We start from the raw sequence: 18,583 nt of genomic DNA, 5'->3' as shown, positions 1-18,583 counted from the left end.
AATTTACACATCTGTAAAATTTTCACATGGGAACGGGTATGACCGAGGTTTCACCGCCCCGCGCTGACAAAGACCCCGGCGCACAGCGCATCAACACGTTCATCGACATCTGGCTCGGCGAACAGCTACGCCACCGCCGCAAGAAGCTGGGCAAGCCGCTGAAGGCCGTGGCCCAGGCCGCCGGCATCTCGGTGAGCCTGCTCAGCCAGGCCGAGCGGGGCCTGCGCTCGCTCTCGCTGCGCACCCTGAGCGCCTTGTCGCACGAGCTGGAGCTGCCCATGGAGCAGTTGATCCGCAACGCCCAGCACACCGAGGCCGAAGCCGGCGGCACCGTGGTACGCGCCGGGCAGCACCCGCGCATCGAGGTGCAGAGCAAACGCATCCGCAAGGAAAACCTCACCCCGCCCGGCGTGCAAGGCGACATCGAACTCTATCGCGCGGTGATCGAGCCTGGCGGCTCCACCGGCGACACGCTGTTCACGACCCGCCGCAGCACCCAGGTCGGCTATCTCGTCGAGGGCCAGTTGGAACTGGTCATCGAGGATCGCCTGCTACGCCTGAGTGCCGGAGACAGCTTCTGCTACGACGGCGACACCCCTCGCCGTTGGCGCAATCCCGGCGAAAGCCAAACAACCATCATCTGGGGCATCACCCCGAAATCCGTCTGATACGACACTCCCCTTGCTACGAGGTAACCGCATCATGAAACGCACGCTGATGATCGCCGCGCTGTTTTCCGCGCTATCCCTGGCCAACGGCGCCGCCCAGGCGGAAACGGTGAAAGTCGCCTCGACGCCCACGGGCAGCCCGTTCACCTTTCTCGACACCAAGACCAACAGCATCGAAGGCGTGATGGTCGACATCGTCAAAGCGGTCGGCAAGCAGGCCGGCTTCGAGGTGCAGATCGAACCGATGCAGTTCTCCTCGCTGATCGGCTCGCTCAAGGCCAAGCGCGTCGACATGATCTCCGCGGCGATGTTCATCACCGACGAGCGCAAGAAGGTGGTGGACTTCTCAGAGCCGGTCTACAGCTACGGCGAAGGCCTGGTTGTGCCCTCCGGCGACACCCATGACTACACCCAACTGGCGGACCTCAAGGGCAAGCGCATTGGCGTGCAGGTCGGCACGGCGTTCGTCGCACCGGTACAGAACAGCGGCCTGTTCAGCGATGTGAAGCTCTACGAAACCACCGCCGACATGCTCCGCGATACCAGCGCCGGACGCGTCGACGGCGCGATCCTCGACTACCCCATCGCTGCCTATGCCATCGGCCAGAAGACCATGCCCGGCCTGCGCCTGGTGCATAGCTTCAAGCCGACCATGGTCAACAGCATCGGCATGGCCACCGACAAGAGCAATCCGCAGCTGCTGGCACGGGTCAACGCCGCGCTGGCCACCCTCAAGGCCGACGGCACCCTCGACGGCATCATCCACAAATGGGGCCTCTGAGGCCGTCCGCCCGCTCCGCCGACGCGCCCACCGGGTCGCGTCGGCTCGCCCGAGAAGGTGTTCATGTCCGAGTTTCTGCAACGTTCCGCCGAATACCTGCCGATCTTGCTGCAAGGTGCCTGGCTGACGATCCAGGTGACCCTGGGATCGCTGATCCTGTCCACCCTGCTCGGCCTGGTCTGGGCCGGCATGCGCGTATCCGGCGTGCCGCTGCTGGTGTGGATCAGTGCCTCGCTGATCAACCTGCTGCGCGGCATTCCGATCATCGTGCTGCTGTTCTACATCTACTTCGTCATGCCGGACCTGGGCCTCTCACTGAGCGCCGTGCAGGCCGCCATCATCGGCCTGGGCATCGCCTATTCGGCCTACCAGGCGGAAAACTTCCGCGCCGGCATCGAGGCGATCGACCGCGGCCAGACCGAGGCCGCCGAGTCGATGGGCATGGGCTGGGGCATGACCATGCGCCGGGTGATCCTGCCCCAGGCGCTACGCATCGTCCTGCCGCCCTACGGCAACCTGATGATCATGATGCTCAAGGACTCCTCCCAGGCCTCCACCATCACCGTCGCCGAGCTGGCCTTGCAGGGCAAGCTGATCGCCACCTCCACCTTCCAGAACGCCACGGTGTTCACCCTGGTCGCACTGCTCTACCTGGTGATGTGCGTACCGCTGATCCTGTTCGTACGACACTTCGAAAAGCGGGGGCGCAAATGATCGAAATCAAGGCGTTGCAAAAGGCCTACGGCGACGTCCAGGTCATCAAGGGCGTGGACGCGCGCATCGAGCGGGGCGAAGTGGTCTGCATCATCGGCCCCTCGGGTTCGGGCAAGTCGACCCTGCTGCGCTGCATCAACGGCCTGGAGGAGTACCAGGACGGCAGCATCGAGATCGACGGGCAGAAGGTCGAGCGCCGCTCCAAGAGCATCAAGGCGATCCGCACGGAAGTCGCCATGGTGTTCCAGCGCTTCAACCTGTTCCCCCACCGCACGGTACTGGAGAACGTCATCGAAGGGCCCGTCCACGTGAAGCGCGAGAACCGCAAGCAGGCCATCGCCCATGCCCGCGAGTTGCTCGCCAGCGTCGGCCTGGAGGCCAAGGCCGATGCCAGGCCCAACGAACTCTCCGGTGGCCAGCAGCAACGCGTGGCGATTGCCCGCGCGCTGGCCATGCGGCCCAAGGCGATCCTCTTCGACGAGCCCACCTCGGCGCTCGATCCGGAGCTGGTCGGCGACGTGCTCGACGTCATGCGGCGCCTGGCGGAAAGCGGCCTGACCATGGTCGTGGTGACCCACGAAATGCAATTTGCCGGCGAAGTCGCCGACCGTGTGCTGTTCATCGACGGCGGCGTGATCGTCGAGCAAGGACCGGCCAAGGACGTCCTGAACAATCCCCAGCAGCCACGCACCCAGGATTTCCTGCGCCGCGTGCTGCATCCCATGTAAGGGCCTGATGATGTCCCGCGACTACTACCCGCTACGCCACTCCCTGTGGGCCGACACCGCTGTCGATGCGCCGCCAACCGGCACCCTGAACGAACACCTGCAGGCCGACGTGGTCATCGTCGGCGGTGGTTACTGTGGCCTGAGCAGCGCCCTGCACCTGGCCGAACGCGGCGTCGACGTGGTGCTGCTGGAAGCCGAGGAGCTGGGTTTCGGCGGCTCCGGGCGCAATGGGGGGCAGGTCATCCCCGGCCTCAAGTTCGACCCCAGCGAGTTGCGGGTGCGCTTCGGCGAGAAACGCGGCCAGGCGATGATCGACTTCGCCGCGGGGACCGCCGATTCGGTCTTCGATCTGATCGAGAAGCACCAGATGCAGGTGCCCACGGTGCGCCAGGGCTGGATCCAGGGCGCGCACAACGCCCAGGCGCTGCAGTTGGCCGAGCAACGAGCGAACGACTGGGCCACGCAGGGTGTGCCGACCCGCCTGCTCGACCGCCAGCAGGTGGCGGAACTGCTCGGCAGCGAGAAGTACCTCGGCGGCTGGGTCGACCCCCGCGGCGGCGGCGTGCAACCGCTGAGCTACACCCGCGAGCTGGGCCGCGCGGCACTCCACGCCGGGGCGCGGATCTTCACCCGTTCCCGGGTCAGCGCATTGCAGCGCGGTGGTCGCGGCTGGCAGGTGAAGGTGGGCGATGCCGGACTGATCGACTGCGAACGCGTGCTGTTGTGCACCAACGGCTACAGCGACGACCTCTGGCCGGACCTGCGCAAGACGGTGATCGACGCCAACTCCTTCCAGGTCGCCACCGCGCCGCTGCCGCAGTCCGTACGGCACAGCATCCTGCCCCAGGGGCATGTGTCCTCGGATGCGCGCAACCTGCTGCTGTACTACCGCATCGACCACAGCGGTCGCCTGCTGCTCGGCGGTCGCGGCACCTTCCAGGAGCCGGACCCGTCACGCATCGATCACTGGTCGCACCTCGAAGGAGCGGTACACAAGCTGTTTCCCCAAACCGTGGGAATACCCTTCGAGTACCGCTGGTGCGGCCACGTGGCGGTGACCCGCGACTACCTCCCGCACCTGCACGAGCCGGCGCCGGGAATACTCATCGACATAGGCTGCCAGGGACGCGGCGTCGGCCTGCAAACGCGCATGGGCCAAGCGCTGGCGGATTACCTGGTGAGCGGCGAGAGCAGCGCGCTGCCCGTCCCGCTCAGCGGCATTCGCCCATTCCCGCTGTATGGCCTGCGCCGGCTCTACGTGTCGGCGGTGATCGGCTGGTATCGGCTGACCGACGGCGCCGTCTGACCGGCCTCGGGGCTTCCCGTTTCGTCTCGGCGCGAAACGGGAAAGGCCGTCAGACGCGCACGCTGGCGAAGGTGGATTCGCCGCTGGCGCGCGAGAGTGCCGTCAGCGCACCGGACATCGGCGTGACGATCGACTGCGGCAGTGCAACCATCGCCACGTGCTGGCTGGCGGGTGCCTGGCCGGTGCGCTCGTCGCGCGGCGGAATGCCGAAGTACTCGCGGTAGCACTTGGAGAAGTGCGGGGTGGAGACGAAGCCACACACCGAGGCCACCTCGATGATCGACATCGGCGTCTGCTTGAGCAGTTGGCGCGCACGGATCAGGCGCAGCTTCAGGTAATAGCGCGACGGCGAACAGTGCAGGTACTTCTGGAACAGGCGCTCGAGCTGGCGACGGGAGACGCTGACGTAGACCGCCAGTTCGTCGAGGTCGATGGGCTCTTCGAGATTGGCCTCCATCAGCGCGACGATCTCCTGCAGCTTCGGCTGCTGGGTGCCGAGCATGTGCTTGAGCGGTACGCGCTGGTGATCCTGCTCGTTGCGGATGCGCTCGTAGACGAACATCTCGGAGATCGCCGCCGGCAGCTCACGGCCATGCTCACGGGCGATCAGTTGCAGCATCATGTCCAGCGGCGCGGTGCCGCCGGAGCTGGTCAGGCGGTTGCGGTCGAGGCTGAACAGGCGGGTGCTCATGGTCACCCGCGGGAAGGCTTCCTGCATCGCCGCCAGGCATTCCCAATGCACGCTGCACTCGAAGCCATCGAGCAGTCCGGCCGCGGCCAGCGCCCAGCTACCGGTGCATACACCGCCCAGGCGACGCACATGGCGCGCCTGGCCCTGCAGCCAGTGCAGGTGTTCGCGAGTCACCGCGCGCTGGATGCCGACGCCACCGCAAACGATCAGGGTGTCCAGGCGCGGCGCCTGGCTCACCGGCAGGTCCGGGGTGATCTGCAGGCCGTCGCTGGCCATCACCGCGCTGCCGTCGAGGGTCAGCGTGCACCACCGATAGAGTTCACGACCGGACAACTGGTTGGCCATGCGCAGCGGCTCCACGGCCGAAGCCAGGGAGATCAGCGTGAAGCTGTCCAGCAGCAGGAAGCCGACGGACTGTGGAGCGGGATTCTGGGATGCAACGCCGGGCATGAACTGCGACATCGGGGGTCTCCTCGCGCTTACGGTTGCCTCGATCCAAGTTGAGGCAGGTACCCGGATCTACGTCCGGATTGATCTGGATCAGGCAATTGCCATGCCTAACTTGAATAGGCATTCAACTTAAACGCGGAAACCCTTCTGTTCTGCGGGCGGCAGCGCTGCGGCAGGACGCCGCAGAATTGCTAGCCAAGGGCCATCCTGAGTCAGGCAGTAACAGCCGACGCACGAAAAAGTGCGCTAAAACATGGCGGAATGCACAAAGAGCGAGCAGTTTCAGCATTCGATGATGCTGACGGCCAAGCCGCCCCGAGAGGTTTCCTTGTACTTGTCGTGCATGTCAGCCCCGGTATCGCGCAAGGTCCGAATGGCCTGATCGAGCGAAATGAAGTGTTCACCGTCACCGCGCAGGGCCATCTGCGCGGCGTTGATGGCCTTCACCGCGGCGATCGCATTGCGCTCGATACACGGCACCTGCACCAGCCCGCCGACCGGGTCGCAGGTCAGCCCGAGATTGTGCTCGAGGCCGATCTCGGCGGCATTTTCCACCTGCTCGGGCGTGCCACCGAGGACTTCGGCCAACCCCGCCGCGGCCATTGCGCAGGCCGAGCCGACCTCGCCCTGGCAACCGACCTCGGCGCCGGAGATCGATGCGTTGGTCTTGCACAGGATTCCCACGGCGGCGGCGGCCAGCAGAAAGCGTTCGACATCGCCAGGCTGCGCGTCGGGATTGAACTTCATGTAGTAGTGCAGTACCGCCGGGATGATGCCGGCGGCGCCATTGGTCGGCGCGGTGACCATGCGCCCGCCGCCGGCGTTCTCTTCGTTCACGGCCAGTGCGAACAGGTTCACCCACTCCATGGCGCTGAGCGTGGAGCCGATCACGTTGGGCCTCCCGAGTTCCTGCAGGCTGCGGTAAAGCTTGGCCGCGCGGCGCTTCACACGCAGCCCGCCCGGCAGTTCACCCTCATGCCGCAGTCCGTTCTCCACGCAATCGCGCATGGCCTGCCAGAGCCCGCGCAAGCCCTCGCCAATGGCCTCGTCGCTGCGCCAGGCGCGCTCGTTTTCACGCATCACGGCGGAGATCGACAGACCACTCTCGCGACAACGCACCAGGAGTTCGCGGCCGCTGGAAAACGGATGCGGTAGACGCGTCTGGTCGGCGTCCAGCACGCCGCTGGCGGCCTGCGCCTCGTCCACCACGAAGCCGCCGCCGACCGAATAGTAGGTGCGCTCGAAGTGCGCACCCGACTCGGCCTCGGCGCACAGGGTCATGGCGTTGGGATGGTAGGGCAGGTTCTCGGCGAGCAGACGCATGTCGCGCTCCCACTCGAAGGGTAGCGGCCATTGGCCGTCGAGCAGCAGGCGCCCGCGCTGACGCAGGTCCTCGATGCGCGGCAGCACCTGACGGGGGTCGATCTGCTCCGGCCACTCGCCCATCAACCCCATCAGCGTGGCGTTGTCGGTGCCATGGCCGATGCCGGTGGCGGCCAGCGAGCCATACAGGCGCACCTCGATGCGCCGCACCGCCGGCAGCGGCCAGGCCTGCTTGAGCTCCTGGAGAAAGGTGGCGGCAGCGCGCATCGGTCCCACCGTGTGGGAACTCGACGGCCCGATACCGATCTTGAATAGGTCGAAAACGCTGATGGCCATCGTCGCAGCTCCTCCACTCGGCAAATGCGCCGGATGATCCTCCGAGGGCTGGCGTTGCCGCCTTCTGGACACGACACGGGCTTGCCAGCGCACGCCGCCTGACGCATCCGGACATGTCACCGAACGACCGCCGCAACCCCGCCCAGCGCCGCGCTGCGCGGCTCTGGCACCGGCAGGCACAGGCCATAAATGTTATGGTCCCTGGGCTGCCTGGCGCGGAATACGACACCGGCCGACACTGGATACGACTCGCCCTGCACTGGTTGCGACCCAGCCAGTAGGCGGGTGCCCGGAGCTGTTAGATGATCCGGACGACCCCGCTCCGAACAGGGCCATTTGCCCCAGACGAAGCGCCATGGCGATCGACACCAGGTGTTCCACGACGGGACGCCGACGACGAACCGAACAAGGAGCTCAACGCATGAAGACTCCCGCCGCGTTACTGCTGGCAGGTCTTGGCCTTCCCCTTCTCGGCCACGCCGCCGAGCCGCAATCCTGCAGTCTGGTACGGTTTTCCGATGTGGGCTGGACCGACATCACCGTAACCACTGCGATCACCAGCGAAGTGCTGCAAGCCCTGGGCTACGAGACCAAGACCAACATGCTGTCGGTCCCGGTCACCTACAAGTCCCTGGCCAACAAGGATCTCGACGTCTTCCTCGGCAACTGGATGCCGACCATGGAAAACGACATCAAGGCCTATCGTGAGGCCGGCACCGTAGACACCGTTCGCGCCAACCTCGAAGGCGCCAAGTACACGCTGGCTGTACCGAACTATGTCTACGAAGCCGGCCTGCATAGCTTCGCCGACATCGCCAAGTTCAAGGACAAGCTGGGCGGCAAGATCTACGGCATCGAGCCGGGCAACGACGGCAACCGCCTGATCCAGGGCATGATCGACGCCGATCAGTTCGGCCTGAAGGACTTCAAGCTGGTCGAGTCCAGCGAAGCCGGCATGCTCTCCCAGTTGCAGCGCGCCGAACGCCGCGAGCAGTGGATGGTGTTCCTCGGCTGGGAGCCGCACCCGATGAACACCCGCTACAAGATGAAGTACCTCGAGGGCGGTGACGACGTATTCGGCCCCAACTACGGGGGCGCCACCATCTACACCAACACCCGCGCCGGCTACACCAGCGAATGCGGCAACGTTGGCAAGCTACTGCAGAACCTCGAATTCAGCCTGGAGATGGAAAACCAGCTGATGGACGCCGTGCTCAACGAAAACCAGAAGCCCGAAGCGGCCGCTCAGGCCTGGCTCAAGCAGCACCCACAGATTCTCGAGCAGTGGCTGGACGGCGTGCAAACGCGTGACGGCAAGCCCGGCCTGGAGGCCGTGAAAGCCAAACTGGCGCCCTGAGGACGCCCCCACTAGCTTTGCTATGGACGACTAACCCATGTTTACCGAGCATAAACTGCCGCTGGGGCAGGTCATTGCCGACTTCGTCGACTGGCTGACCCTGCACGGCGCGAACGTCTTCGACTACATCGCCATGGCCCTGGAAGGCATCATCCAGGGCGTCACCGGCGGCCTGCTGTGGTTCCACCCCCTGGTGCTGATCGGCATCTTCGCGGCAATCACCCACCTGATCCAGCGCCGCTGGGGGCTGACGCTCTTCACCATCGCCTCGTTCTTGCTGATCTACAACCTCGGCTACTGGCAGGCGACCCTGGAAACCCTCGCCCAGGTGCTCTTCGCCACCCTGGTGTGTATCGCCATCGGCGTGCCCCTTGGCATCGCCGCGGCGCACCGGCCGCTGATGTTCACCTTGATGCGCCCGGTACTCGACCTGATGCAGACGGTGCCGACCTTCGTCTACCTGATCCCCACCCTGACCCTCTTCGGTCTGGGCGTGGTGCCGGGACTGATCTCCACCGTGGTGTTCGCCATCGCCGCGCCGATCCGCCTGACCTACCTGGGCATCCAGGACGTACCGGAAGAGCTGATGGATGCCGGCAAGGCCTTCGGGTGCTCGCGCTGGCAACTGCTCACGCGCATCGAGCTGCCGCACGCCATGCCCAGCATCGGCGCCGGTGTCACCCAGTGCATCATGCTCTCGCTGTCGATGGTGGTGATCGCCGCGCTGGTCGGCGCCGACGGCCTCGGCCGCCCGGTGGTCAACGCACTCAACACCGCCGACATCGCCCTCGGCTTCGAAGCCGGCCTGGCCATCGTACTGCTGGCGATCCTGCTCGATCGCATCTGCAAGCAACCCGAAACCAAGCGCAGGAGCGAAGCATGAGCATGATCCGCTTCGAAGACGTCGACGTCGTCTTCAGCAAGTCGCCCAAGGCGGCCCTCGAACTGCTCGACCAGGGCCACTCGCGCAGCGAAATCATCGAGCGTACCGGCCAGGTGGTCGGCGTCGAAAAGGCCAATTTGGAAGTCGAGCGCGGCGAGATCTGCGTGCTGATGGGGCTCTCCGGCTCCGGCAAGTCGAGCCTGCTGCGTTGCATCAACGGGCTCAACACGGTCAGCCGTGGACGCCTGCTGATCGAGCACGAGGGCCAGGAGGTGGACATCGCCAACTGCTCCGCCGCAGTCCTCAAGGCCATGCGTACCAAACGCATCGCCATGGTCTTCCAGAAATTCGCCCTGATGCCCTGGCTGACCGTGGAAGAGAATGTCGGCTTCGGCCTGGAGATGCAGCACCGTCCGGCCAACGAGCGCAAGAAGCTGATCGACGAGAAACTCGAACTGGTGGGCCTGGCGCAGTGGCGCGACAAGCGTCCCGACCAGCTCTCCGGGGGCATGCAGCAGCGTGTCGGCCTGGCCCGCGCGTTGGCCATGGACGCCGACATCCTGCTGATGGACGAACCCTTCTCGGCCCTCGACCCGCTGATTCGCCAGCAGTTGCAGGACGAACTGCTGGAACTGCAGCAGAAGCTCTCCAAGACCATCGTCTTCGTCAGCCATGACCTCGACGAAGCGCTGAAGATCGGTTCGCGCATCGCCATCATGAAGGACGGCAAGATCGTCCAGTACGGCAAGCCCGAAGAGATCGTGCTGAATCCGGCGGACGACTACGTACGCACCTTCGTCGCCCACACCAACCCGCTCAACGTGCTGCGCGGCGAGAGCCTGATGCGCCCGTTGCAGCAGTGCCGCCACCACGGCAGCGAAGTCTGCCTGGACCAGGGTCGCGACTGCTGGCTCGGCCTGGATGGCGAGCAGCGCCTGGAGTGCGCCCGCCAGGGCGTTCAGGAACTGCAGATGCAGACCTGGAGCGCCGGCGAGGAGGTGTCCCGCCTGCGGCGCGAGCCGACCCTGGTCGACGCCCGCATCGGCATGCGCGAAGCCCTGGAAGTGCGCTACCAGACCGGCCACAAGCTGGTCCTGCAGAAGGACGGCCAGGTGGTCGGTATCCTCGGCGACAGCGAGCTGTACCACGCACTGCTGGGCAAGAACCTGGAGAAGTCCGACGAGGACGACGGCTCACCGGTGAAGATCCAACCCTCCTTCAGCCAGGCGGGCTGAGCCCGCCAGCTGCACACAGGCCGCCTCCGGGCGGCCTTTTCATGGATACCCGCAGCGCGATAACCTCCAGGTAAGTACTTACCAGAAGTTAGTTCAATTGCTAGCCTGACGCTTCCGTTTCAGATCCCACAAGGAATCGTCATGAGCAAGGTCGTCATCGTCTATCACTCCGGCTACGGCCACACCGAACGCGTTGCCCAAAAGGTCGCCGAAGGCGCGAGCGGCGAGCTGGTCGCCATCGACGCCGAGGGCAACTTGCCCGAAGCCGCCTGGGAAACCCTGCAGGCCGCCGACGCGATCATCTTCGGCACCCCCACCTACATGGGCGGACCGAGCTGGCAGTTCAAGAAGTTCGCCGACGCCTCCTCCAAGGCCTGGTTCACCCGCGCCTGGCAGGACAAGGTCTTCGGTGGCTTCACCAACAGCGCCAGCCTGATCGGCGACAAGGGCGTCACCGCCCTCTACCTGCAGACCCTCGCCGCCCAGCACGGCGGCCTGTGGGTCAGCCTCGGCCTGCTGCCGAGCAACACCAAGGCAGCCACCCGCAACGACCTCAACAGCCTCGGCGGCTCCGGCGCGCTGATGGTGCAGACCCCGGCGGACGCCGGTGTCGACGAGATGGTCCAGGGCGACCTGGACACCGCCGTGCAATACGGCCAGCGCGTCGCCGCCATCGCCGCCCGCTTCAAGGGCTGATCCCACGCCCAAGCCGACCCCCGAGAGGCTGGTAGCTGTAGCTGCTCAGGATTAGATCAGGTGCACCGGCCCTTCGGTGCCAAAAGGACGGTTGTCGGTGTTCCTCCGGAACTCCCTGTTTCGCCCTCCTGGGCGACGTCCTTTTGTCTTGCCTCGCCGGCCGCGGCAAAAGGACGCAAAACCGTTGCCCCGGCGATCCGGCCCCGCCCGCTAACGCGGACGGGGTTCGTTCACTCCATCGTCGCTCCACAGGCCCGGCGTATACGCCTTTCCCCGCCATCCAAGCGGCTCAACCTGCTACGCAACGACTCCGTTCACCCGGACCAACGGGGCGCTTCGGCGCCGTCTGCAAGTCCGCATGGTTGCCACTGTAGGATGGGTTGAGCGCAGCGATACCCATCCACGGGGCCGAACCAGGGCAACGCGGCTACCGATGACACGGCTTGCACCCGAAGCCCCTTCAGGAGGCCGAGTGGAGGTGTTGCGTAGGGGAGTGAGCCGCCAGGACGGCGGCGAGAGGCCTGTGCGGTCCAGGGAGGGACCGTACGGGCCGGCCCCCGGAGCAGCGCCGGAACGAGGGAACCCCAGCCGCGCAGCGGCTGGGGCCGGATGCTGGGGTCGCCTTCTCTTTGGTTACTTTTGCTTGGCGCGGGCGGCGATCCGCAGGCAAGAGAAAGTGACTCGCCGTGCAGGGCGAAACCTGTAGTCCCAACCGAGGAAAGCGCGACGCTCACACACCCAAACCACAAACCACAGAGACTCCAGGCAACGGCAGCCGCAGCGGCTCAGGATTAACGCCGGTGCTCCGAACCACCGGGCCCCACGGAGGCACTTCAGCGCCATCTGCCCATTCGGGTGATTGTAGATACCGGCTCGCCACACCATCAGCCGCGCAACCCGCGTCAGTAGTGATACCAGCGCAGTTGCAGCATGAGGGTGTTGTCGTTTCCGGCCAGGTGGCTGAAGTCCCGTTGCGCCGAAACGCGCAGGGCGAGGTCCCGCCCCAGCTCCCAATTCTGTTGCAGCGCCAGGCGCCGGCGCACTTCACCGTTGTAGAAATAATCGCCGGTGGCGGACAGGTTCAAGGTGCCCAACGGATTGCGCCAGAGCACTCCTGCATCGAAACCATTGGCAGCGCCGAGGAACGCGGCGAAATCCGCGTTGTGCTCGACCCGCGCGGTGGCCAGCGCGTAGTAGAGCGGGCCCTCCCCCCACTGCCAACTGCCTCCGGCGCCGCCGTTGAGATGGCTCACCAGGACTTCGTCGCCGTGCTCGCCAGGCACCCGTTCCAGACCGCCTGAGACCTGCCAGGACCAGGGTTTGAGCAGGATGCCGCGCGGCGTCAGCGAACGCACGGAAGCCAGGTCGAGCCGCTGCAGCTTCCAGTCGTTGTCCTCGTACTGGCGCAGCTTGAGCTGGAAGATCTCGATCTGCGCGCCGAGCGGGAAGCTCTCCAGGTTGTCGGTTAGATCGTGATAGGCCATGCGCAGTCCGTATTCGGCATAGGCGCGGTCGCCGCGACTTCCCAGGCCGAGCTGCCAGGTGCGCGACTGATGGCCGTTCTCCGGCAACCCCGGCGGGGTCATCTCCAGCGGCGGCGGCGGATTGGCATTGATCGCCTTGAGCAGCTCGAAGCTGCGCCGCGCCTGGGCCGGATCACGCGCGTGCCCGCTCGCGCGGTAGCGCTCCAGACGGTAGGCCGCGTCTTGCACCAAGGCCTGTCGCTCGGGCGACAACGCCTCGAATACAGGACTCTGCAGGGTGGCGGTGTCGGCGCTGAGGGCCAAGACCTGCCGCTGCTCGGCCTCGTCCAAGTCCTTCGCGCGCGCCAGCAACTCGCCTTCACGCGAGGGCCGGTAGCGCACGTCCGCGACCAGGCCGCTCTGGCGGACGGCCTTGACGGTGTCGGTAGGAATCGCGGTGAGGGGGAATTGCGCCGTCAGATCCAGTGACGGTCGCGCCACCTGGAGCAGTTCGAGCAAGCGATAGGAGCAGTTTTCATCGAAGAAGTAATAATCGAAGCGGACCTGCCTGAGCTCCCAGACATGCTCGATCATGCGCCCGGTTTCCTCGGGGGTCAGATCGAGCTGGTATTCCCACAGGTCGCGGTTTTCCAGACTGCGGTATTCGGACAGCTTTTCCTGGTAGGGCATCAGCGCGAACACCCCGGGATAGCCGCCCATCAGGCCTTTCCAGGCATAGAGGATGCTGTTGTCGCTGCCCTCGACGTAGGCGCCGAAATTGATCGCATAGCTCAACAGGGTGGTGTCGTTGCTGCGCGTTTCCGCCTTGTCGATGCGCAGCAGGGTATGGCCGAACATGGAGGACGGACTATTCAGATAGGCCGCCGGAAACACCAGGGTCGTGCTGTAGGGCGCCACGTCCGCATACCAGCGGGTGAACTCCTCGCACTCGACCTGGGGCAGGTCGGTCAACTGCAATTGTTCGCGCAACCAGCGCGTACGCGCGGGATAGACGCATTGGGCGTGGCGATCGCCGAGACTGGGAGGGGCGTACAGCGCCTCCAGCGTGGCACGCAGTTCTGCCTCGGGATCATGCGCGCCGTCTTTGTCGAGGAAGAAGTGGTCGTCATCCACATAGCTGCGCCACCCTCCCAGGGAGCGGGCTTCATAGTGCCCCAGGGCGATCCAGTAGGCGGTGCCCGCCAATTGCTGGAGGCGTGCCGGAGCCGGGAGTTCGAAGGCGTGCAGGGAAAGCGGAGCGCAGCACAACACGAGGCTGGCAAGGCGTCTGAACATGGGCAGCAACTGTGTCCGAGAGTGCCGAGAACGGGCCGGCAAAGTTCCGCCCCGCAAGCGGGGCGGAAATTCCTGACTCAAGCCTCGACGGCGTACCGGGCCAGGCGCGCGTCACTCTTGAGGACGGCGAGGGTGTTGTCATGCACCTGCTCAGCAGTCACGTCGGCGCTGCTGAAGATCTGCTGGAAGTGCTTGTGGGTGAATTCGGCGAAATAGGCGCGATCCTCGGGTTTTACGCCCAGGACGACGGCATAGGTGGTCAGCACCTCGCCCTGTCCCTTGGCCATGTCCTCGGACAGCTCGTTCATGTTGCCGCTCTGCGCCAGCCACGACTTGCCGCCATAGGTCAGCCTGCCGCTGGTGGAGCAGCCGTTGGTACCGGAGGTCATGCCGAAGGTGGCGTTGCCCGAGGTGCCGTTGGTGGTCGAAGCGAGGAAGTGTGCAGGTGTTCCGCTTTCGCCTTCGAACAGCATGTTGCCCCAGCCGCAGTTCGGGCCGCCAGGAGCATCGGCCATCGCGTGGAGGGAGGCTGCAGTCAGAAGGGCACCCAGAAGAATCCGTTTCATAGCTCGTTCTCTCGATTGTAATCGTTAGGAATGGCTATCAAATAGCCAGCACAAGCACGGCAGGCATCCACCTGCCCGCAGACGCATCATGGTTAGCGGAACCCACATGTTTCAAGTCTGTTTCACGCTAAGCGATCGACGGCGCGTGCCGGGTCACAGAAGAGCGTCGGCCGAGAACCCCTCTGGACCGCCACTTCGCGGCTATGCGCTGCGGGCCCCGAGGTGCCGCCCGATGCCGCTTCGCCCGGCGCGACGCGCACCCTGCTGGCCGATAGGAAAAGCACGCCCCTCGGGCGCGAGGGCCTATGTATCGTGCGCCATCCGCCTACGGTCAATCACCAGGACCGCAGGCCAATTCAGTGCTCTTCGACAGCCTTCAGTTGCCGACGGGCCTCCTCGAGCTCGGCGTGGGTCTGCTGCAGGCGCTGGTTGAGCGTCTTGACCTTGTCCTGGGAGCCCCGATCGAGGGATTCGCGCAGCTCGATGCGGCGTTTCTCCTGCTCCTGCTCCAACTCGCTCACCCGCTGCTGCGCCTGACAGACCCGGTCTTCCCCACAGGGAGACGGCGTCGCAGCCGCGACGTGGGACGCTAGGGTAGTGGCGCACAGCAATGTCGCCAGGCTCAGGTAGGCACGCATGCGCATCGGAGACCTCGTTAGAACGGGAAAGGCAGCGCCTGGGCGGCGTGCGAGGGGCAGTCAGTGTGCCAGCCCGTATCGACCGACGGCAACGCGCGGTGCGACAGGTGTGCGCAGGGCGAACGGACTCAGGCTTTTCGCTGGCTTGCCGACACGGCTCCGGCGACAATGCATTGACAGATACAGCCTCCCGAAAAGCCCCCGTCAGAATCCCGTTACTTAGCCCGTGGATACGTCCGCTATGCCCCGTCATCTCAAGTTCAGCCACAAGATCCTGCTCGCCGCCACCCTGGTGGTGATCGCCGCCTTCGCCCTGTTCAGCCTCTACAACGACGTTCGACAACGGGCGAGCATCCGCGACGACCTGCAGGCGCGCCTGGATCTCGCCAGCGAGGCGGCCGCGGGGAACATCCAGAGCTGGCTGGGCGGCCGCATCCTGCTGGCCGAGAGCATGGCGCAGAGCCTGGAACGCACCCTCGCCGCCGGCGGCGACACCCAGGCGGTGCTCGCCCAGCCGGTGTTCGCCCAGGCGTTCCTCTCCAGCTATTTCGGCGTGGACGGCGACGGCCGCTTCCAGGTCGCGCCGCCGGCGCAGATGGCGCCGGACTACGACCCGCGCAAGCGCCCCTGGTACCAGGACACCGTGCGCGCCGGGCGCAGTACGCTCACCGCGCCCTACGTCGACAAGATCACCAACGCGCTGGTGGTCTCGGTCCTAGCGCCCATTCGCCTGAACGGCCAGCTCTACGGCGTGGCCGGCGGCGACCTGAGCCTGGACGCCCTGGACAGGATCATCAACCGCCTGGATCTGGGCGGTCTCGGCCACGCCTTCCTGGTCAGCAAGGACGGCACCGTGCTGGTTCACCCCCAGGACGAGCTGGTGATGAAGAACCTCGCCGAGCTCTATCCGGGCCAGCGTATCGTCATGGATGGGCACATCAGCGCGGTCGAGCAGAACGGCCAGACACGCCTGCTCGCCTTCGCCCCGGTGCAGGGCCTGCCGGACGCCGAGTGGTACGTCGGGCTGTCCATCGACGAAACCGCCGCTTTCGCTCCGCTGGGCGCCTTCCGCCTGTCCGCCGCCATCGCCACCCTGGTCGCGGTGCTCAGCATCGTGCTGTTGCTTGGCCTGTTGATGCGCGTGCTGATGCGTCCGCTGAACCTGATGAGCCGCGCCATGGGCGACATCGCCCAGGGCGAGGGCGACCTGACCCGGCGTCTGGACGTACACAGCGGCGACGAGTTCGGGGAGCTGGCCGGTGCCTTCAACCGCTTCGTCGAACGTATCCATGCCTCGATCCGCGAGGTGGCCAGCTCCACCGGCCAACTCAACGAGGTCGCCAGCCAGGTGCTGGCAGTGTCCAACGCCTCGATGCACAACTCCGACGAACAGGCCAGCCGCACCAACAGCGTCGCCGCGGCGATCAACCAGCTCGGCGCAGCCGCCCAGGAAATCGCACGCAACGCCGCCGATGCCTCGGGCGAGGCGAGCGCCGCCCGCCAGCAGGCCGAGGACGGCCGCCAGGTGGTGCAACGCACCATTGCCGCGTTGAGCGAGCTGTCCGGCAAGATCAGCACTTCTTGCGGCAACATCGAAGCGCTCAACCACAAGACCGCCAACATCGGGCAGATCCTCGAGGTCATCAAGAGCATTTCCGAGCAGACCAACCTGCTCGCCCTCAACGCGGCCATCGAGGCGGCCCGCGCCGGAGACGCCGGACGCGGCTTCGCCGTGGTCGCCGACGAGGTGCGCAACCTGGCGCACCGCACCCAGGAATCAGCGCAGGAAATCCACACGATGATCGAAGCCCTGCAGGTCGGCGCCCGCGAAGCGGTGACGACCATGCAGGAAAGCCAGCGCTACAGCGAGCAGAGCGTGGAGATCGCCAACACCGCCGGCGAGCGCCTGGGCAGCGTCACGGCGCGCATCGGCGAGATCGACGGGATGAACCAGTCGGTCGCCACCGCCACCGAGGAACAGACCTCGGTGATCGAGGCGCTGAACATGGATATCACCGAGATCAACGTGCTCAACCAGGACGGCGTGAACAACCTGGAATCCACCCTGCGCGCCTGCAGCGAGCTGGAGCGGCAGGCGACGCTGCTCAAGCAACTGGTCGGCAGCTTCCGTATCTGAGCAGGCCCCGGGCGGGCGCCCTGTCCGCCTCGGGGCGCCGTTTCATTCACGGCGACAGCCCCTGCACCGCCCAGCAAAAAGGCCCCGCGAATGCGGGGCCTTTGCGTTCAACCGGGGCGTTTCAGAGACCAGCGGCGGCGCGCAGCGCTTCGGCCTTGTCGGTGAGTTCCCAGGTGAAGGTGGTGAAGGTGTCGTCGCCCACCGTCAGTTGCTGCGGGATGCGCCCGAAGTGACCATAGGCGGCGGTGGCCTGGTACATCGGGTGCAACAGGTCGAGCATCTTGGTGATCGCGTAGGGACGCAGGTCGAAGTGCTCGCGCACCAGTTGGACGATCTTCTCGTCGGAGACCTTGCCGGTGCCGAAGGTGTTGATCGAGATGGAGGTCGGCAGGGCCACGCCGATGGCGTAGGACACCTGGATCTCGCAGCGCTCGGCGAGGCCGGCGGCGACGATGTTCTTCGCCACGTAACGGCCGGCGTAGGCGGCGGAACGGTCGACCTTGGACGGGTCCTTGCCGGAGAAGGCGCCGCCACCGTGACGGGCCATGCCGCCGTAGGAGTCGACGATGATCTTGCGCCCGGTCAGGCCGCAGTCACCCACCGGGCCGCCGATGATGAACTGGCCGGTCGGGTTGATGTGGAACTGGGTGTCCTTGTGCAGCAGTTCGGCGGGGATCACGTGCTTGACGATCAGCTCCATGACGCCTTCGCGCAGGTCGGAATACTTCACCTCGGGGTTGTGCTGGGTGGACAGCACGATGGCGTCGATACCGACCACTTTGCCGTTCTCGTAGCGGCAGGTGACCTGGCTCTTCGCGTCCGGGCGCAGCCACGGCAGCAGGCCGGACTTGCGCGCCTCGGCCTGGCGCTCGACCAGCCGGTGGGAGAAGGTGATCGGCGCCGGCATCAGCACGTCAGTCTCGTTGCAGGCGTAGCCGAACATCAGGCCCTGGTCGCCGGCGCCCTGGTCTTCCGGCTTGCTGCGGTCGACGCCCTGGGCGATGTCCACCGACTGCTTGCCGATGATGTTGACGATGCCGCAGGTGGCGCCGTCGAAGCCCACGTTGGAGCTGTCGTAGCCGATGTCGAGGATGACCTTGCGCACCAGGTCTTCGAGGTCGACCCAGGCGGAAGTGGTGACTTCACCGGCGACGATCGCCACACCGGTCTTCACCAGGGTCTCGCAGGCCACGCGGGCGTGCTTGTCCTGGGTGATGATGGCGTCGAGCACCGCATCGGATATCTGGTCGGCGATCTTGTCGGGATGGCCTTCGGAGACCGATTCGGAGGTAAACAGGGAATATTCGCTCATCTA

At 65.6% G+C, this 18,583-nt stretch carries 16 protein-coding genes and 1 pseudogene; 11 read left to right on the top strand and 6 right to left on the bottom strand.

Annotation, left to right across the window (positions count from 1 at the left end):
- Window positions 1–38: 38 nt before the first annotated feature.
- From ACYRGX_RS04875 to ACYRGX_RS04855, 5 genes are all read left to right on the top strand, one after another.
- Entirely contained in the window at window positions 39–668 is a 630-nt protein-coding gene (locus ACYRGX_RS04875) for a helix-turn-helix domain-containing protein (RefSeq protein WP_473055489.1), read from the top strand.
- A gap of 34 nt (window positions 669–702) precedes the next feature.
- Window positions 703–1,449, top strand: coding sequence for an ABC transporter substrate-binding protein (locus tag ACYRGX_RS04870; protein ID WP_473055488.1), 747 nt, complete (start codon window positions 703–705; stop codon window positions 1,447–1,449).
- A gap of 63 nt (window positions 1,450–1,512) precedes the next feature.
- Window positions 1,513–2,163, top strand: coding sequence for an amino acid ABC transporter permease (locus tag ACYRGX_RS04865; protein ID WP_473055487.1), 651 nt, complete (start codon window positions 1,513–1,515; stop codon window positions 2,161–2,163).
- A complete protein-coding gene (locus tag ACYRGX_RS04860; RefSeq protein ID WP_473055486.1) occupies window positions 2,160–2,891 on the top strand; it encodes an amino acid ABC transporter ATP-binding protein in 732 nt (243 codons plus the stop codon). Before ACYRGX_RS04865 ends, ACYRGX_RS04860 begins: the two co-directional genes overlap by 4 nt.
- Before the next feature lie 10 nt (window positions 2,892–2,901).
- Window positions 2,902–4,197 carry an NAD(P)/FAD-dependent oxidoreductase gene (locus tag ACYRGX_RS04855; RefSeq protein WP_473055485.1) on the top strand — a complete coding sequence of 432 codons (1,296 nt, stop codon included), beginning with the start codon at window positions 2,902–2,904 and terminating at the stop codon, window positions 4,195–4,197.
- Between the two features lie 49 nt (window positions 4,198–4,246).
- Here ACYRGX_RS04855 and gbdR read toward each other — a convergent pair whose 3' ends face one another.
- Entirely contained in the window at window positions 4,247–5,350 is a 1,104-nt protein-coding gene (gbdR, locus tag ACYRGX_RS04850; protein ID WP_473055484.1) for a choline metabolism transcriptional regulator GbdR, read from the bottom strand.
- Window positions 5,351–5,620: 270 nt separating this feature from the next.
- Window positions 5,621–6,997 carry an L-serine ammonia-lyase gene (locus ACYRGX_RS04845; protein WP_473055483.1) on the bottom strand — a complete coding sequence of 459 codons (1,377 nt, stop codon included), beginning with the start codon at window positions 6,995–6,997 and terminating at the stop codon, window positions 5,621–5,623.
- A 421-nt stretch (window positions 6,998–7,418) separates the two neighbouring features.
- Between ACYRGX_RS04845 and ACYRGX_RS04840 the strand changes: the two genes are divergently transcribed.
- The 4 genes from ACYRGX_RS04840 (at window position 7,419) to ACYRGX_RS04825 (ending at window position 11,168) form a co-directional block, all read left to right on the top strand.
- On the top strand, window positions 7,419–8,354 hold the full coding sequence (locus ACYRGX_RS04840; RefSeq protein WP_473055482.1) for a choline ABC transporter substrate-binding protein: 936 nt from the start codon (window positions 7,419–7,421) through the stop codon (window positions 8,352–8,354).
- 37 nt (window positions 8,355–8,391) lie between these two features.
- Window positions 8,392–9,237: a choline ABC transporter permease subunit gene (choW, locus tag ACYRGX_RS04835; RefSeq protein ID WP_473055481.1), complete on the top strand. Its 846-nt coding sequence runs from the start codon at window positions 8,392–8,394 to the stop codon at window positions 9,235–9,237.
- On the top strand, window positions 9,234–10,472 hold the full coding sequence (gene choV / locus ACYRGX_RS04830; protein WP_473055480.1) for a choline ABC transporter ATP-binding protein: 1,239 nt from the start codon (window positions 9,234–9,236) through the stop codon (window positions 10,470–10,472). Before choW ends, choV begins: the two co-directional genes overlap by 4 nt.
- 141 nt (window positions 10,473–10,613) lie before the next feature.
- A complete protein-coding gene (locus ACYRGX_RS04825) occupies window positions 10,614–11,168 on the top strand; it encodes a flavodoxin family protein (RefSeq protein ID WP_473055479.1) in 555 nt (184 codons plus the stop codon).
- A gap of 902 nt (window positions 11,169–12,070) precedes the next feature.
- On the opposite strand, the gene ACYRGX_RS04820 is transcribed toward ACYRGX_RS04825, so the two are convergent.
- The 3 genes from ACYRGX_RS04820 to ACYRGX_RS04810 all read right to left on the bottom strand — a co-directional run bounded on the left by ACYRGX_RS04820 (window position 12,071) and on the right by ACYRGX_RS04810 (window position 15,137).
- Complete coding sequence (locus tag ACYRGX_RS04820) at window positions 12,071–13,927, bottom strand: Lnb N-terminal periplasmic domain-containing protein (RefSeq protein ID WP_473055478.1); 1,857 nt, start codon at window positions 13,925–13,927, stop codon at window positions 12,071–12,073.
- A gap of 77 nt (window positions 13,928–14,004) precedes the next feature.
- A complete protein-coding gene (locus tag ACYRGX_RS04815; RefSeq protein WP_473055477.1) occupies window positions 14,005–14,493 on the bottom strand; it encodes a DUF3015 domain-containing protein in 489 nt (162 codons plus the stop codon).
- Between the two features lie 356 nt (window positions 14,494–14,849).
- Complete coding sequence (locus tag ACYRGX_RS04810) at window positions 14,850–15,137, bottom strand: hypothetical protein (protein ID WP_473055476.1); 288 nt, start codon at window positions 15,135–15,137, stop codon at window positions 14,850–14,852.
- A gap of 235 nt (window positions 15,138–15,372) precedes the next feature.
- On the opposite strand from ACYRGX_RS04810, the pseudogene ACYRGX_RS04805 reads away from it, so the two are divergent.
- Window positions 15,373–16,413: pseudogene (locus tag ACYRGX_RS04805) on the top strand (HAMP domain-containing protein); the annotation flags it as partial.
- 90 nt (window positions 16,414–16,503) lie between these two features.
- Complete coding sequence (locus tag ACYRGX_RS04800) at window positions 16,504–17,268, top strand: methyl-accepting chemotaxis protein (RefSeq protein ID WP_473056635.1); 765 nt, start codon at window positions 16,504–16,506, stop codon at window positions 17,266–17,268.
- Between the two features lie 121 nt (window positions 17,269–17,389).
- Here ACYRGX_RS04800 and metK read toward each other — a convergent pair whose 3' ends face one another.
- Window positions 17,390–18,580: a methionine adenosyltransferase gene (gene metK, locus ACYRGX_RS04795; RefSeq protein WP_473055475.1), complete on the bottom strand. Its 1,191-nt coding sequence runs from the start codon at window positions 18,578–18,580 to the stop codon at window positions 17,390–17,392.
- Between the last annotated feature and the right edge of the window lie 3 nt (window positions 18,581–18,583).

It is taken from the genome of Pseudomonas sp. R4-15 (genome assembly GCF_055768815.1).
The sequence above is the reverse complement of the archived record's forward strand: the minus strand, read 5'-3'. Positions and strand labels throughout refer to the sequence as shown.

What these genes read in the sequence shown, in the direction of transcription:
- ACYRGX_RS04875 (WP_473055489.1), top strand. Translation starts at nt 39, where the DNA reads ATGACCGAGGTTTCACCGCCCCGCGCTGACAAAGACCCCGGCGCACAG.
- ACYRGX_RS04870 (WP_473055488.1), top strand. Translation starts at nt 703, where the DNA reads ATGAAACGCACGCTGATGATCGCCGCGCTGTTTTCCGCGCTATCCCTG.
- ACYRGX_RS04865 (WP_473055487.1), top strand. Translation starts at nt 1,513, where the DNA reads ATGTCCGAGTTTCTGCAACGTTCCGCCGAATACCTGCCGATCTTGCTG.
- ACYRGX_RS04860 (WP_473055486.1), top strand. Translation starts at nt 2,160, where the DNA reads ATGATCGAAATCAAGGCGTTGCAAAAGGCCTACGGCGACGTCCAGGTC.
- ACYRGX_RS04855 (WP_473055485.1), top strand. Translation starts at nt 2,902, where the DNA reads ATGTCCCGCGACTACTACCCGCTACGCCACTCCCTGTGGGCCGACACC.
- gbdR (WP_473055484.1), bottom strand. Translation starts at nt 5,350, where the DNA reads ATGTCGCAGTTCATGCCCGGCGTTGCATCCCAGAATCCCGCTCCACAG.
- ACYRGX_RS04845 (WP_473055483.1), bottom strand. Translation starts at nt 6,997, where the DNA reads ATGGCCATCAGCGTTTTCGACCTATTCAAGATCGGTATCGGGCCGTCG.
- ACYRGX_RS04840 (WP_473055482.1), top strand. Translation starts at nt 7,419, where the DNA reads ATGAAGACTCCCGCCGCGTTACTGCTGGCAGGTCTTGGCCTTCCCCTT.
- choW (WP_473055481.1), top strand. Translation starts at nt 8,392, where the DNA reads ATGTTTACCGAGCATAAACTGCCGCTGGGGCAGGTCATTGCCGACTTC.
- choV (WP_473055480.1), top strand. Translation starts at nt 9,234, where the DNA reads ATGAGCATGATCCGCTTCGAAGACGTCGACGTCGTCTTCAGCAAGTCG.
- ACYRGX_RS04825 (WP_473055479.1), top strand. Translation starts at nt 10,614, where the DNA reads ATGAGCAAGGTCGTCATCGTCTATCACTCCGGCTACGGCCACACCGAA.
- ACYRGX_RS04820 (WP_473055478.1), bottom strand. Translation starts at nt 13,927, where the DNA reads ATGTTCAGACGCCTTGCCAGCCTCGTGTTGTGCTGCGCTCCGCTTTCC.
- ACYRGX_RS04815 (WP_473055477.1), bottom strand. Translation starts at nt 14,493, where the DNA reads ATGAAACGGATTCTTCTGGGTGCCCTTCTGACTGCAGCCTCCCTCCAC.
- ACYRGX_RS04810 (WP_473055476.1), bottom strand. Translation starts at nt 15,137, where the DNA reads ATGCGCATGCGTGCCTACCTGAGCCTGGCGACATTGCTGTGCGCCACT.
- ACYRGX_RS04800 (WP_473056635.1), top strand. Translation starts at nt 16,504, where the DNA reads ATGCACAACTCCGACGAACAGGCCAGCCGCACCAACAGCGTCGCCGCG.
- metK (WP_473055475.1), bottom strand. Translation starts at nt 18,580, where the DNA reads ATGAGCGAATATTCCCTGTTTACCTCCGAATCGGTCTCCGAAGGCCAT.